Source organism: Hymenobacter telluris (assembly GCF_017313265.1).
GTDB classification, from domain to species: Bacteria; Bacteroidota; Bacteroidia; order Cytophagales; family Hymenobacteraceae; genus Hymenobacter; species Hymenobacter telluris.
Map to the genome: position 1 here is coordinate 449,918 of NZ_JAFLQZ010000001.1, position 14,943 is coordinate 464,860.

Annotated in this window: 7 protein-coding genes; 6 read left to right on the forward strand and 1 reads right to left on the reverse strand. The window is 59.5% G+C overall.

Going from position 1 to position 14,943, the window contains the following annotated elements:
* The first annotated feature begins 12 nt into the window (after window positions 1-12).
* From J0X19_RS01735 to J0X19_RS01745, 3 genes are all read left to right on the forward strand, one after another.
* Window positions 13-3,642, forward strand: coding sequence for a malectin domain-containing carbohydrate-binding protein (locus J0X19_RS01735; RefSeq protein ID WP_206980153.1), 3,630 nt, complete (start codon window positions 13-15; stop codon window positions 3,640-3,642).
* Between the two features lie 341 nt (window positions 3,643-3,983).
* A complete protein-coding gene (locus tag J0X19_RS01740) occupies window positions 3,984-5,579 on the forward strand; it encodes a sodium:solute symporter (RefSeq protein ID WP_206980154.1) in 1,596 nt (531 codons plus the stop codon).
* Between the two features lie 182 nt (window positions 5,580-5,761).
* A complete protein-coding gene (locus J0X19_RS01745; protein ID WP_206980155.1) occupies window positions 5,762-6,691 on the forward strand; it encodes a dihydrodipicolinate synthase family protein in 930 nt (309 codons plus the stop codon).
* A 181-nt stretch (window positions 6,692-6,872) separates the two neighbouring features.
* Here the strand turns inward: J0X19_RS01745 and J0X19_RS01750 are convergent, their stop codons facing one another.
* Window positions 6,873-7,766 (reverse strand): AraC family transcriptional regulator, encoded by an 894-nt coding sequence (locus J0X19_RS01750; RefSeq protein ID WP_206980156.1) that lies wholly within the window; start codon window positions 7,764-7,766, stop codon window positions 6,873-6,875.
* 639 nt (window positions 7,767-8,405) lie between these two features.
* On the opposite strand from J0X19_RS01750, the gene J0X19_RS01755 reads away from it, so the two are divergent.
* From J0X19_RS01755 to J0X19_RS01765, 3 genes are read left to right on the forward strand one after another with little or no spacing between them, the layout of a single operon-like run.
* The gene (locus J0X19_RS01755; protein WP_206980157.1) at window positions 8,406-10,073 is read left to right on the forward strand and encodes a fucose isomerase; all 1,668 of its coding nucleotides are present in this window, start codon (window positions 8,406-8,408) and stop codon (window positions 10,071-10,073) included.
* Window positions 10,074-10,126: 53 nt separating this feature from the next.
* Window positions 10,127-13,120 carry a SusC/RagA family TonB-linked outer membrane protein gene (locus J0X19_RS01760; protein ID WP_206980158.1) on the forward strand — a complete coding sequence of 998 codons (2,994 nt, stop codon included), beginning with the start codon at window positions 10,127-10,129 and terminating at the stop codon, window positions 13,118-13,120.
* A 15-nt stretch (window positions 13,121-13,135) separates the two neighbouring features.
* Entirely contained in the window at window positions 13,136-14,875 is a 1,740-nt protein-coding gene (locus J0X19_RS01765; protein ID WP_206980159.1) for a RagB/SusD family nutrient uptake outer membrane protein, read from the forward strand.
* Window positions 14,876-14,943: the final 68 nt, after the last annotated feature.

The following is a 14,943-nucleotide window of genomic DNA, read 5'->3' on the forward strand; positions in this document are numbered from 1 at the left end:
CAGCACGATACCATGCGAAACGTCCTTCTTCTGCTTCTCTGCCTAGTCCCGCTGCTGAGCGCCCGTGCCCAAACCCGCACGGAAATACCGCTGCTGAACAACTGGCGCACCACCGTAGACGAGAAAAACCAGCAGGCGCACCCCGGCTTCGAGCAGGCGGATTTCAACGACCGAACCTGGAAAGCGGTGGCCGTACCGCACAACTGGGACGCCTACGAAGGCTACCGCCGCCAGCGCCACGGCAACCTGCACGGCTACGCCTGGTACCGCAAAACCTTCACGGTGACGCCTCCGAAAAGCGGCCAGCAGTACTTCCTGTTCTTTGAAGGGGTTGGCTCTTATGCTACCGTGTGGCTGAACGGCAAGCCCGTGGGCCAGCACGCCGGCGGCCGCACCACGTTCACGCTGGACGTCACCGACGCTATTCGCCTGGATGGCCGCGCCAACGTGCTGGCCGTGCGCGCCGACCACCCGGCCGGCATTCAGGATTTGCTGTGGGTGTGCGGGGGCTGCTCCGAAGAGCGAGGCTTTTCCGAAGGCTCGCAGCCGCTGGGCATCTTCCGGCCGGTGCAGCTGGTGATTACCAACCCGGTGCGCATCCAGCCCTTCGGCGTGCACATCTGGGCCGACTCCACGCTCACGGCGCAGGCCGCACAACTGCACGTAGCCACGGAAATCAAGAACTACAGTCGTAAGGCGCAAACCCTGACGGTGCTCAACCAACTGCTGGACCGGCAGGGAAAAGTGGTGGCCGAAACCAAGATGAAGCGCAAGCTGGCGGCCAGCGGAACGGTGGAGCTGCACCAGCAGCTGCCACAACTCAAGCAGCCGCATTTGTGGTCCGTTCAGGACCCGTACTTGTACCGCCTCGTAACCCGCGTGCAGGCCGGTAGCAAGCTGCTCGATGAGCTGGAAACACCCTACGGCATTCGGTGGATCAGCTGGCCGATTGGTACAGCTGCCGCGGCGGGGCAGAAACAGTTTCTGCTGAACGATAAGCCGGTATTCATCAACGGTATTGCCGAATACGAACATCTGCTGGGCCAGAGCCACGCCTTCACGCCGGAGCAGATTCAAACGCGGGTGCAACAGATGAAAGCGGCTGGCTTCAACGCCTTCCGCGACGCCCACCAGCCGCACAACCTGCGTTACCAGGCTAACTGGGACTCGCTGGGTTGGCTGTGGTGGCCCCAGCTGGCGGCCCACGTGTGGTACGACACGCCCCAGTTTCGCCAGAACTTCAAAACGCTGCTGGTTGATTGGATCAAGGAGCGGCGCAATAGCCCGTCGGTGGTGCTGTGGGGGCTGGAAAACGAAAGCACCCTGCCCGAAGACTTCGCCAAGGAATGCACCGCCCTCATCCGTCAGCTCGACCCCACGGCCTCGCGGCAGCGCAAGGTCACGACCTGCAACGGCGGCAAAGGCACCGACTGGGACGTGCCCCAGAACTGGACCGGCACCTACGGCGGCGACCCCAACACCTACGGCGCCGACGTGGAACGGCAGGTGCTCATCGGGGAGTACGGCGCCTGGCGCACCCTCGATTTGCATTCCGAAGGCCCGCCCGTATTCAACAGCGGCCCCTTCAGCGAGGATCGGTTCACCCAGCTCATGGAGCTGAAAGTGAAGCTGGCGGAATCGGCCAAAGACAAAACCGCCGGCCATTTCTTCTGGCTGCTAACTTCCCACGACAACCCCGGCCGGGTGCAGGGCGGGGAAGGCCAGCGCGAGTTGGACCGGATTGGCCCCGTCAACTACAAAGGCCTGCTCACGCCCTGGGAGGAGCCCACCGACGCCTTCTATATGTTCCGCGCCAACTACGCTCCTAAGGACAAGGAGCCAATGGTGTACCTGGCCTCGCACACCTGGCCCGACCGGTGGCTGAAACCTGGCCTCAAAGACAGCATTGCGGTGTATTCGAACTGCGACGAAGTGGAGCTGTTCAACGACGTAAATGCCACTTCCCTGGGCCGCAAAACCCGCGCCGGCATCGGCACCCATTTCCAGTGGGACAAAGCCAACATCCAGTACAACGTGCTCTACGCCGTGGGCTACGTGGGCGGCAAGGCGGTGGCCAAGGACTACATCGTGCTCCACCATCTGCCCAAAGCCCCCGGCTTCGAGAAGCTGCTGGCTGGCGCCCAGCCTGTTACCGCGCCGCAGCCGGGCCTCAACTACCTGTACCGCGTGAACTGCGGCGGCCCCGCCTATACGGACCGTCACGGCAGCCAGTGGCTCCCCGACCAGCCCCGCACCAGCCCCGAAACCTGGGGTTCTGAGTCGTGGACGCGGGAGTTTCCGGGTGTCTCGCCGTTCTTTGCCAGCCAGCGCCGCACCTTCGACCCCATCCAGGGCACCACCGATTGGCCGCTGTTCCAGAGTTTCCGCTACGGCCGCGAGAAGCTACGCTACACCTTCCCGGTGCCCGATGGCGACTACCAAGTGGAGCTGTACTTCACGGAACCCTGGCTGGGTACCGGCGGTGGCCTCGACTGCACCGGCTGGCGCCTGTTCGACGTAGCCATCAACGGTGCTACTGTGCTCAAAGACCTTGACATTTGGAAGGAAGTGGGCCACGACCAAGCCCTGAAAAAGACGGTGAAGGCGCACGTAACCGGCGGCCAACTGGAGGTGTCCTTCCCCCGCGTAGCCTCCGGCCAGGCCTTAATTTCGGCTATTGCCATTGCTACTTCCGACGCTGCTGCCAAGTCCGCCCCAGCACCCCAGCCCGTTATTAGCGGGCTGCAAGTTGCCGAAGCAGCCGCGGCCCGGCAGTGGACAATTGAAACGTGGCTCGATACCGGCAACCAACCCTACACCGATTCGCCGTTTGCATTCAGTAGCCTGCCTTCTGCGCTGTATGGGGCCGAGTGGTTGCGAATGCCATCCAACAACCCTCAACTGCCTAAACAAAAGTCGGCTGGCTCCCCCTCTCTTTTGGAGAGGGAGTCGGCCCCTGAGGGGTCCCGTGAGGTCCCACCTCGTGCCACCTTCCAAGTGAGTACAGTAGCTGATGTGTATATAGGGCTTGATGCTAAGGCCGCGCCTCCTGCTTGGCTCAAGCAGTACGAAGACACCAAAACCACGCTCGAAACCAACGAGGCTGGGGGCCGCATTTTCCGGGTGTACCGCCAGCGGTTCGCGGCCGGTGCTACCGTACAACTGGGCCCGAATAGCAGCACGCCCAATACGCGGCCTTACATCGTAGCGGTTAACCGCGCCAGCTCCATCGAGCCGGCTTACGACCTCAAGGCCATAACCGGCTACAAGCCCGCCACCGCCCGAACTTCCGGCCCCGGCCTGGTGCGCGAAACCGTTAATACCAAGGAGAGTATCACGTTCAAGGAGCCCACCGGCAGTGCGGTGGAATGGACCATCCAAGTTGGTGTAGCTGATACCTATTCGCTCACCATGCGCTACGCCAACCAACTCACCAAACCCCTGACCGCCAAGCTCAGCGTGGCCCTGGGCGATGGTACCGTACTCAAAGAGGAAACCGTGGAGCTAGTGCCCTCCAAGCCCGGCAAGTGGAACTACCTAGCGTCCTCAACCGGCTCCATGATTAACGCCGGCAGCTACACCGTCAAGCTCACCGCCCTAGATGCCGCCGGCCTCAGCGTGTCGGGTCTGGAGGTGCAGTAACGTGACTGATTTGACAAAAAACGTCATACAAAGGCGCAGCTGAAGCATCTCGCGTACCGCCGTTGCCAAACTACCTGTCATGCTGAGCTTGCCGAAGCATCTCTACCGCAATAGTATATCCTGCTATAAGGACGAAGCGGTAGAGATGCTTCGGCAAGCTCAGCATGACCGTTTAGTTGTTAGTGTGTTGTAATCAACCGGCCGAAATCTGACGTAAGCCAAGATGCTACAATAGGAAGGGAAAATCATACACGGACGCGGGGCCGGCTGAAGGTAAATTTGTACATACTCAACTTACCGGTGTAGGCGAAGATTCGCGGCATTTCAGTGAAGTTTGTCCCATGAACAATTTGCGACTTCTCGACCTTGCCATTATTGCCCTCTACCTGGTAGCCATGATTGCCGTGGGCGTGTACTTTGCCCGCAAAAACAAGAATCCCGAGCAGTATTCCAGTGCTTCCGGCACCATTCCAGGGTGGGCCATTGGCCTGTCTATCTACGCCACGTTTCTGAGCAGCAACACCTTCCTGGGCGTGCCCGGCAAGGCCTTCGGGACCAACTGGAACGCCTTTGTGTTTAGTATTTCCATGCCGCTGGCGGCGTGGGTGGCGGCCCGCTACTTTGTACCATTTTACCGTAGCACCGGCGAAATATCAGCCTACACGCACCTCGAAAAGCGGTTCGGAAGCTGGGCCCGCACCTATGCGGTGGTGTGCTTTCTGCTGACGCAACTGGCCCGCATCGGTTCCATTTTCTTCGGTATTGCCCTCACCTTGCAGGCCCTTACGGGCTTCTCGATGGAGATGATTATGCTGGTGACTGGCGTGTGCATCATCATCTACACGGTGCTGGGCGGCATCGAAGCCGTTATCTGGACCGAAGTGGTGCAAGGCGTTATTAAGACGTTTGGCGCGCTGCTGATTCTCTATCTGATTATCGAGAACATGCCCGGCGGGGTAGGGAAGGTGGTGGAAATCGGGCAGCAAAATGGCAAGTTCAGCCTTGGCGGTTTCGCGCCCGACTTCACGCAATCCACGTTTTGGGTGGTACTGCTCTACGGCTTCTTCATCAACCTCAACAACTTCGGCGTCGACCAAAACTACGTGCAGCGCTACCACACGGCCACCTCGGCCAAGCAGGCGGCCAAGTCTATCTGGCTGTGCGTATGGCTGTATCTGCCGGCCTCGTTGCTGTTCTTTGTCATTGGTTCGGCGCTGTTTGCCTACTACCAGGTGCACCCTGAGCTGATTGAGGCCGTGAAGCTGAAAGTGGCTGCCGAGCGGCTGCCGCTCACGGCCACTGCCGCCCAAATCAGTCAAACCGCCTCCCAACTCCTGCCTTCCGATTACGGCGACAAGGTGATGCCCCACTTCATGGTGACCAAAATCCCGACGGGGTTTGTGGGGCTCATCGTGTCGGCCATCCTCTCCGCGGCCATGAGCACAATTAGCTCGGGCATGAACGCCTCGGCCACCGTCTTCACCGCCGACATCTACGAGCGGTACTGGAACACCAAGCTCACCGGCCGCCAGATGATGCGTGCCCTGCACCTGGGCACGGTGGTAGTCGGGCTGCTGGGCATGGGCACCGGCATTGCCATGATTGGTATCAAGAGCGTGCTGGATGTATGGTGGGAGCTGTCGGGCATCTTTGCCGCGGGTATGCTGGGCTTGTTTTTGCTGGCCGTTATCAGCCGCCAAACCAGCAACCACGAGGCCCTTACCGCTACCATCATCGGGGTGCTGGTCATTCTTTGGATGACGTTTTCTGCCAGTCTCCCCGACAACCTGGTTGTGCTGCGTAACCCGCTGCACAAGAGCATGATTATCGTGGTGGGCACGCTCACCATTTTCCTGCTGGGCTTGCTGCTCACCAGGCTGCGCCGCAACCGCCTGGCTGTGGGCGCAACTCACAATGAGGTCCAGCAAACAGCTTAGTAAAGAAGATAGGAGTTAGAAGTTAGGAGCTAGGATGATAGTGCATTGAAAATAAGATGATTGTACTTGTAAGATTTCTGTTTCTATCGTTTCCCTTTTAGCTCCCAGCTTCTACCTACTGTCTTCTAGCTTCCAACTTCTAGCTTCTAGCTCCCCACCACACAACTACCTCGCCGAGCCCAATGAAAAATTCGCCCAAGGGATTTATCCCCGTGATGCTCATGCCCTTTCAGAACGATGGGCAAGTTGATTATCCCGCCCTCACGCGCCTCACCGAATTGTACTTAAAGGCAGGCGCGGCCGGCCTCTTCGCCAACTGCCTGTCCAGCGAGATGTTCGAGCTGAGCGCCGAGGAACGGCTGCAAACCATTCAACACGTGGTAGATGTGGTGGGCGGTGCGGTGCCGGTGGTAGCCACGGGTACCTTCGCCGGCAACCTCACCGAGCAAGCCAACTTCGTGAAGAAAGTGTACGATGCCGGCACCGAGGCTGTCATCGTCATTACGGGCTTGCTGGCTGCCGAGGAAGAGTCGGATGCCGTGTTCAACGAGCGGGTGATGCGCCTCATCGACTGGACGCCGGGTATTCCGCTGGGCTTCTACGAGTGCCCGGTGCCGTACAAGCGGCTGCTGTCGGCCGAGCAGCTGGGGCAGTTTGTGGCTACCGACCGCGTCACGTATCACAAAGACACCTGCCTGGATATCAAACAGGTGCAAGACAAAATAGCCGCTGCGCACGGCCATTCCTTCGGCCTTTACGATGCCTACATGGGCCACGCCGTGGAGTCGTTGCGGGCGGGGGCGGCCGGACTCTCCTGCATTCAGGGCAACTTCTTCCCCGAACTGATTGTGTGGCTGTGCGAAAACTACGACAACCCGCTGTTAGCCAATGAAGTACAGCAGGTGCAGCAGTTCTTCATCCAGAACATGGACGTAATGCACAACGTGTACCCCATCGTGGCCAAGTACTCACTCAAACAGCGCGGCATGGACATTTCCACCTTCACGCGCCGTAAAGTAGGGACCTTCACCAGCACTGTGCGCCAAGGTGTAGAAGCTCTCTACGGCGACTACAGCAAGCTGAGCCACCACCTGGAGATAGTGCCAGCTTAGTCCCTATCCGACCAGTGTTGTCATTTCGACGCAGGAGGAATCTGGATGAAACCGTTGAACGACTTTACCCAGATTCCTCCTGCGTCGGAATGACAATATTGGGAGGTATGATACAAGCAAAACGAGGGGAAGAACTATAGTTTTTCCCCTTGTTTTGCTTGTATCATACCTCCCAGCTAACCTACGCGGCAACTAGTTCTTTGTAGCTGTGCAGGTACTTGCGCTTGTATTCCAGCGGCGTCATTTTGGTGATTTTCTTGAAGTGCCGGTAGAAATTGGATACGTTGTTGAAGCCGCACTCAAAGCAGATAACCTCGGTGGGGAGCTTGTCCTCGATGAGCAGTCGGCAGGCCTGACTGATGCGGATTTCAATCAGGAAATCGTAATACGTTTTCTTGGTAATGAGCTTGAAATAGCGGCAGAACGACGTAACGCTCAGGTTGCTGATAGAGGCAATTTCATCGAGCGTGATTTCCTTTTTGTAGTTGGACAGCGTGTAGTTGCACACCTTATTGATGCGCTGCACGTCCGACTCGTTGGACTGCTTGAAGGCGTGGTGCTCGGCAGCAATCGTTTGAATTTCCGACGTTTCGGAAATGATTTTCAGAATGGACAGGAAGATGATGATGCGGTCCAGGTCGGTGGCGTGCACGGCGGCGTGCATCAGCGGGGCCAGGCGTGCTTTAGCTTCCCCCTCAATGATGAGGCCGCTTTTGGCTCTCTCGAACAGCTTCGGAATCAGATAGGCCTCAGGCAACCCCAGCAGATAACGGCCCAGGCACTCGGGCAGGAACTGAATCACAATGGCTTCCACTTCCATATCGGGGTCGTTTTGGAAGTACTGCTCGTTGCAGCGCCAGGTGTGGGGTAGGTTGGCGCCAAGCAGGATAATCTCGCCCGACGAGAAGTTGTTGATGTTGTCGCCCACCAGGCGTACGCCTTCGCCCTTAATCACATAGTGCAGCTCCAACTCCGGGTGATAGTGCCAGACAGTTCCGAAGTTGGGCTTACGGTCGTGGCGAATGCTGAACGAGCTTTGCGTGCTTACCGGGACTTTGTGAAACTGGGCTTTCATGTGGGAAGGAGTGAGAGTGGGAATTAGAAAAGGGCAGGGGCGAAAATCCATTCAACTGCCGGAAAACGGTTGAATGGAATCTACCAGTATACCATTTTCCACCTAAAAAAGTGCCTTAGTTACATGCAGGCTGCCACCGGATTGTTCCAGTAATCAGCAGGCTGAATGGACGGCCTGCGCCCGTCTGGTGCAGGGTAGGAGGAAGGAGCAGATGCGCTGTAACTATATGATCTTATCCTAACGGCTGGTTGTCGCAAAACGAAAACCGGTAGGAGTACTTCCGGATATGACTAGCAATTTAGATTGTGCCATCGATTGCACTCTCCTGTAGTCTACTGGTTGAGCTGGAAATTTCGGACGAATCCAAGACCGGTTAGAATATAAGGAGTAAAATAATGCCTCATGGCGAATTAGAGGCCCGCAAAGCTTTGCGGGTGCCTATGCTAACATCCTATACTAAGTAGGCAATAACAAATAGATACCCGGCTCAATCCGCTGGCATATTTGCTTTAGGAATATCCTCTGGCATCCATCTGCCGAACGCCTTCGGGTGCTGGCCGCCCCAAGCGGGTGCTCACCGAGCCGGAGGGAGGCAACCCAGACCTGCTTTTCCGTGAACCTCATAACCAGCAGCAAGCAGTGACTACCGACACCACCAGAGAAGTATTGTTACTCGCCAGCGGGGATTTGCGCCTCGCCGCCAACCAAAACTGCTGGCCAGCCCAGCACGCCATGGAAGAGCAATTGGGCGCGGCCCTGGCCCGGCAGGGCTGGCGCGTGAAGCGCGCCCACCCCTACGACCCCGAAAAGCAGCACGGCTTCCTCGATTCGCAGAAGATGGGCATCGACGTGTTCCGCACCCTCGACCCGCACCAGCCGCTCATCGTGGCCGAAAGCGTGTGGCAATACTCGCACCACGTGCTGGCCGGCCTCACCACCCACCAAGGCCCGATTCTGACGGTGGCCAACTGGAGTGGGCAGTGGCCCGGCCTGGTGGGCATGCTGAATCTGAACGGCTGCCTCACCAAAGCCGGCGTGGCCTACAGCACGCTGTGGAGCGAGGATTTCACCGATGCTTTTTTTGAGGCCGGCCTGCACCAGTGGCTCACTGAAGGCCGCGTCACCCAGGACTACAGCCACGTTAAGAGCTTCAGCGCCGCCACGCTGCCCGCCGCCGACGAACAAACGGGTCGGGCTTTCGGCAAACGTTTCCAGCAGAATAAGGCCATCATGGGCGTGTTCGACGAAGGCTGCATGGGCATGTACAACGCCATTGTGCCCGACGAGCTGCTGCACGCCACCGGTATCTTCAAGGAGCGCCTCAGCCAGGCCAGCCTCTACGCCGCCATGCGCGACGTAACCGACGCCGAAGCCCAGCAAGTGCTCGACTGGCTGCTGGCTCGCGGCATGAAGTTCAACTGGGGCACCAACGAAGCCACCCAGCTCACCAGGAACCAGACGCTGGAGCAGTGCAAGATGTACATTGCCGCCGTGCGCATCTCGGCCGATTTCGGCTGCGACACCATCGGCATTCAGTACCAGCAGGGCCTCAAGGATTTGACCGTTGCTAGTGACCTGGTGGAAGGTCTGCTCAACAACACCGACCGGCCCCCGGTCTACTCGAAAACCGGCGAGGAACTGTACGCCGGTCAGGCGCTGCCGCACTTCAACGAAGTAGACGAGTGTGCCGGCCTGGATGCGTTGCTGACCTACCGCCTCTGGAACGAGCTGGGCCTATCCGGCGAAACCACCCTGCACGATTTGCGCTGGGGGCAGCTGTTCGACACCGGTGACGGCGAGGAGTTTGTGTGGGTATTTCTGATTTCCGGGGCAGCCCCGCCGGCGCACTTTGTGGGTGGCTACGAAGGTGCTAGCAGTGAGCGGCAGCCTCCTATGTATTTCCGCTTGGGCGGCGGCAGCCTTAAGGGCGTGAGCCGGCCGGGCTGCCTGGTGTGGAGCCGGGTGTACGTAATGGACGGCAAGCTGCACTGCGACTTAGGTGTGGGCGAAGCCGTGGCGCTGCCCGCCGCCGAAACCCAGCGCCGCTGGCAGGAAACTACTCCCGAGTGGCCCATCATGCACGCTGTATTGCGCGGCGTGAATCGCAACCAGATGATGGCCCGCCACAAAGCCAACCACATCCAGGTGGTGTACGCGCCCTACGAAGCCAAAGCCCACCAGGCCTGCCGCATCAAGGCGGCGGCGCTGGCCGAGCTGGGCATCGAAGTGCACTTCTGCGGCGACGTGAAAGGCCTCGTGCCCGATGCGGTGCATAGCCAAATGAAACAGGCCGTGCTACCCGGCTAGCCTCGCTTGGTGGCCGACCGTTGCTCTCCGTTCCTTCTAATCCCACACCTTCTATGAAACCCTACTTACCTATCCTCACTGCCACGCTGCTGTGCGCGGGGGCTGCCCAAGCCCAAACGCGCACCATTACGGGCCAGGTGGTTGACAGTGGCAAAGCCGAGGCGCTGCCGGGTGTAACCGTGCTGGTGAAAGGCACCACCAACGGTGCTTCTACCGATGTGGAAGGCCGCTTCACGCTGCAAATTCCCGACAAGCAGGACGTTACGCTGGTGCTGTCCTACATCGGCTACACCAACCAGGAACTATTGGTTAAGCCCGACCAAACACGCTTGGAGGTGAAGCTGGCTCCGGCCAGCGCCGAACTAGACGACGTGGTGGTGATTGGCTACGGTACGGTGCGCAAGCGCGACCTGACCGGGGCCGTTACGTCGGTGAAAGGGGAGGAGGTAACCAAGCTGCCGGTTACTACCATCACCGAGGCCTTGCAGGGCAAGATTCCGGGGGCGGATATCAGCCGGGCCAACGGCTACGCGGGGCAGGGCGCCTCCATCCGTATCCGCGGCAACCGTTCCATTGCCAACCCCGGCTCGTCTAACAACGTGCTCTACATTGTGGATGGGGTGCAAAACGTGAATGCCGCCGACATCGACCCGAACGACGTGCAGAGCATTGAGGTGCTGAAAGATGCTTCCTCGACTTCTATCTATGGTTCGCGGGGCGCCAACGGCGTAATTATCATCACCACCAAGCGCGGCAGCACGGGTAAGCCCAAAATCAACTTCAACGCCTACTCCGGCATCACGAAAGTGGCGGGCTACGGCGAGTTTATGAGCGGGCCGCAGTGGATTGATTTCCGCCGCGAAGCCTTCCGGGCCGCGGGTACCTGGAACTCGCCCGCCGATGATGCCGTGGCCTTCAACCCGGCGCAACGGGAGGCCATTGCCAACCAAGAGTACGTGAACTGGCCCGACCAGCTGCTGCACACCGGGATGCAGCAAAACTACCAAGTGGGCCTTTCAGGTGGCTCGGAGAACACCAAGGTGTATTTCTCGCTGGGCTACTACGATGAGAAAGGCTTGATGAAGCTGGACCGGTTCAAGCGCTACACCACCCGCGCCAACATCGACCAGACGGTGAACAAGTGGCTGAAAGTGGGCGTGCAGTCTCAGCTGGCGTACATCAACAACGATATCCGCCGCGACCCATTCAACCTGGCCTCTCAGGCCGTACCGCTGGGCCGCGTGTATGATGATGAGGGCCGGCTGAACTTCCGGTTGCTGGGCAGCACCCAAATCAACCCGCTGGCCGATGAGCAGCCCGGCGTGTACGACCGCAACACCAAAACCAACCGCCTCAGTGCCGCCGCCTACGTGGAAATAACGCCGCTCGATGGGTTGAGCTTGCGCTCCACCTTCGGGGCTAACTACGCCACTGCCGAGGCCGGCAACTTCTACGGCATAAACACGATTGATGGGGCTGGCAACCGTTCCCAGTCGTCCATTACCAACACCCAGAGCCGCAACCTGAACTGGGAAAATGTGCTCACGTACCGCAAGGATATTGGTGACCATTCGTTGACCGTAACCGGCGTGGCCAGCCATTTGGTGTTCGTGAATACCAACAGCTTTGCGGGCGGCCAGAACCAGGTACTGCCTTCGCAGTCGTTCTACAACCTGGGCGCGGCCAACCAAAACATCTTCTTGGGCTCGGGCTACTCACGCAACGACCTGGTGTCCTTTGCCGGGCGCATCAACTACAGTTGGAAAGGCCGCTACCTGCTCACGGCTACCAGCCGCTACGATGGTTCTTCGAAGCTTGCCACCGGCAACAAATGGAGCTTATTCCCCTCGGTCGGCTTGGGCTGGCGCATCATCGAGGAATCATTCATGCAAAACCTGAAGTTCCTGACCGAGTTGAAGCTACGTGGCAGCTACGGCGTATCGGGCAACGACGGCATCAACCCCTACGCTACCCAGAACTCGCTGACGGCCACTCAGTTTTCCTACGGCGACACCAACGCCTCGCCAACCTATACCGTGTCGCCGCTTATTGGCAACCAGAACCTGACCTGGGAGCGGACCACTACCACCGACTTCGGCGTGGATTTCGGGGTGCTGGATAACCGCCTGACGGGCACCGCGGACTATTACGATGCCAAAACCAGCGACCTGATCTTCCCCTACAACTTGCCGGCCTTTACGGGGGTAACTACCGTGAACCGCAACATCGGGCGCACCCGCAACCGCGGTTGGGAAGTGTCGTTGACCTCGCAGAACCTGCGCGGGGAAAGCCTTACGTGGTCGACTACGCTGACGTATGCTCGTAACAAGGAAACCATTGTGGAACTGCCCAATGGCAACGTTATTGCCGACGACTACCGCAACTCGCTGATTGTGGGCCAGCCGGCGCAGGTGTACTACGACTACAAGAAAATCGGAATTTGGCAGCTGGGTGAGGAAGCCGAAGCCACCTCCTACGGTACGCCCGGCCAGTTTATCCCCGGCGACATCAAGGTGGCTGACATTTCGGGGCCCGATGGCGTGCCTGATGGGCGCATCACCGCCGCCGACCGGCAGGTTATCGGCTCACGCGTACCGAAATGGACGGGTGGCCTCAGCAACGACCTGCGCTACAAGGCCTTCGACCTGAACGTGTTGCTGGTAGCCCGCGTGGGCCAGTGGATCAGCTCCGACTACTACGCTAAGTACACCCGCACCGGCCAAAACAACGGCGCCGTGGTAGATTACTGGACGCCGGAAAACCCCACCAACGAATACCCACGCCCCCATGCCACCCGCGCACTGAGCTACATCACCACGCTTACCGAGCGGGAGGCCTCGTGGGCTAAAGTCCGCAACGTGACCCTGGGCTACACCATCCCGAAGAGCGTGGTGGGCAAGGCCAGAATCGACAACGTGCGGGTGTACGTGTCGGGCCGCAACCTCTACACGCTCAGCAACATCGACGACTTCGACCCTGAGGGGGAGGGCGTAATTGACCGGCCGCTGAACCGTGCTTACGTGGTAGGCATTAATGTAGGCTTCTAACTCGACCAGACCGTCATGCACAAAATCATTCGTCCCCTTGCGCTGGCCCTGCTGACCATAGCTGCCACGGCCTGCGAGGAAACCCTAGAAGAATACAATCCCAGCGGCGCTACCGCCGAAGCCGTATTTACCACGCCCGAAGGCTTTGAAACCGCCATCAACGGCGCCTACACTTACAACCGCACCATCTACGGCAAGGAGTCGGGCTACGCGCTGCTGGAAATGGGTACCGACATCTGGACCGCCGCGCAGAGCAACGGTCAGACGGCCGCCAGTAACACGGTTCCGCAGCCGCCATTGATGAACTACCAAGGCCTGACCACCGACAACGTGTGGGTGAAAAACAACCTCTGGACGCCCTGCTACGCTGGTATCAACCTCATCAACCAAGCCCTGAAATACATCAATACGGCCGGGCTGTCGTCGGTGCGGCGTGCTTCGGCCGAGGCCGAGCTGCGCTTCATGCGGGCTTGGTACTACTACCACTTGGTGGAAAGCTTCGGACCGGTGCCGCTGCGCCTGGAGCCCACCGAAGGCGTGGTGAACACCTCTACCCGCACCCCGGTGCAGGAAGTGTACGCCCAGATTTTCGACGACCTGACTTTCGCCTTGCCTAACCTGCCGGTAACGCTGGCCACCTATCCGGCCCCGGTTACAGCCAACGACTACGGCCGCATCACGCGGCCCGCGGCGGAGGCTTTTGCCGCCAAGGCGTATTTGTCGGGCGGGCAGTACCAGCGGGCGGCTAGCTTGGCCCGTAAGGTAACCACCCAGTACACCGGGCAAGGCATCCGGCTGGTGACCAGCTACGCCAGTCTCTGGGACATTGCCAACCAGCGCAACTCCGAGGTGCTGTGGGCGGTGAACTACTCCACCAACCTGACCTTCAACGCGGGCAGCCACACCGGCCATCAGTGGTTTCTGATGAAGTACGACGACCAGCCCGGCATGGTGCGCGACGTAGCCAACGGCCTACCCGGTGTGCGCTACATGCCCACCCGCTTCCTGCTCGACCTCTACAACGAGCAGAACGACGCGCGTTACCTGGGCTCGTTCAAGCAGGCCTGGATTGCCAATAGCGCCACCAACATTCCGCGCTGGAGTGCTGCTGAAGTAGCCCAGAATGCCGCGTTGGCCCCGTTCCTGAACCAGCCTAAGTTTGCGGTTGGCGACACGGCCGTATTCACCAGCAAGCGCAGCATCCCGAACTTCGACCAGCAGTACAGCCGCCGCTACCGTTACAAAACCTACGACATCGACGACCTCTACAACGCCGATGGTTCGTTGAAAGGGGAGCGCCGCTACTACCCCTCGTTGCGCAAGTTCGACGACCCCACCCGCGCCACCGCTACCGTTACGGAAAGCTCCCGCGACGCCTTCATGCTGCGCCTCGGCGACATTATGCTCATCGGTGCCGAAGCCCAGGTCCGCCTCAACCGCCCCGATTCGGCGGCGTACTACGTGAACCAGGTGCGCACCCGCGCCGCGCTGCCCGGCCGCACTGCCGCCATGCAGGTGACGGCCAGCCAGATGACCCTCGACTTCGTGCTGGATGAGCGGGCCCGCGAGCTGGCCGGCGAGCAAGTGCGCTGGCTGGACCTGAAGCGCACTGGTAAACTCACCGAGCGGGTACGCCTCTATAACCCCGACGCCCGCTCCAGCATCCAGGATTTCCACGCCTTGCGCCCCATCCCGCAGAGCGACATCGACGCCGTAACCAACAAGCCGGATTTCCCGCAGAATCCAGGGTATTAAGTTCTGGTGTGGGGCCTCACCCCCGGCCCCTCTCCGAAAAGGAGAGGGGGAGCCTAATGATTTGCAGG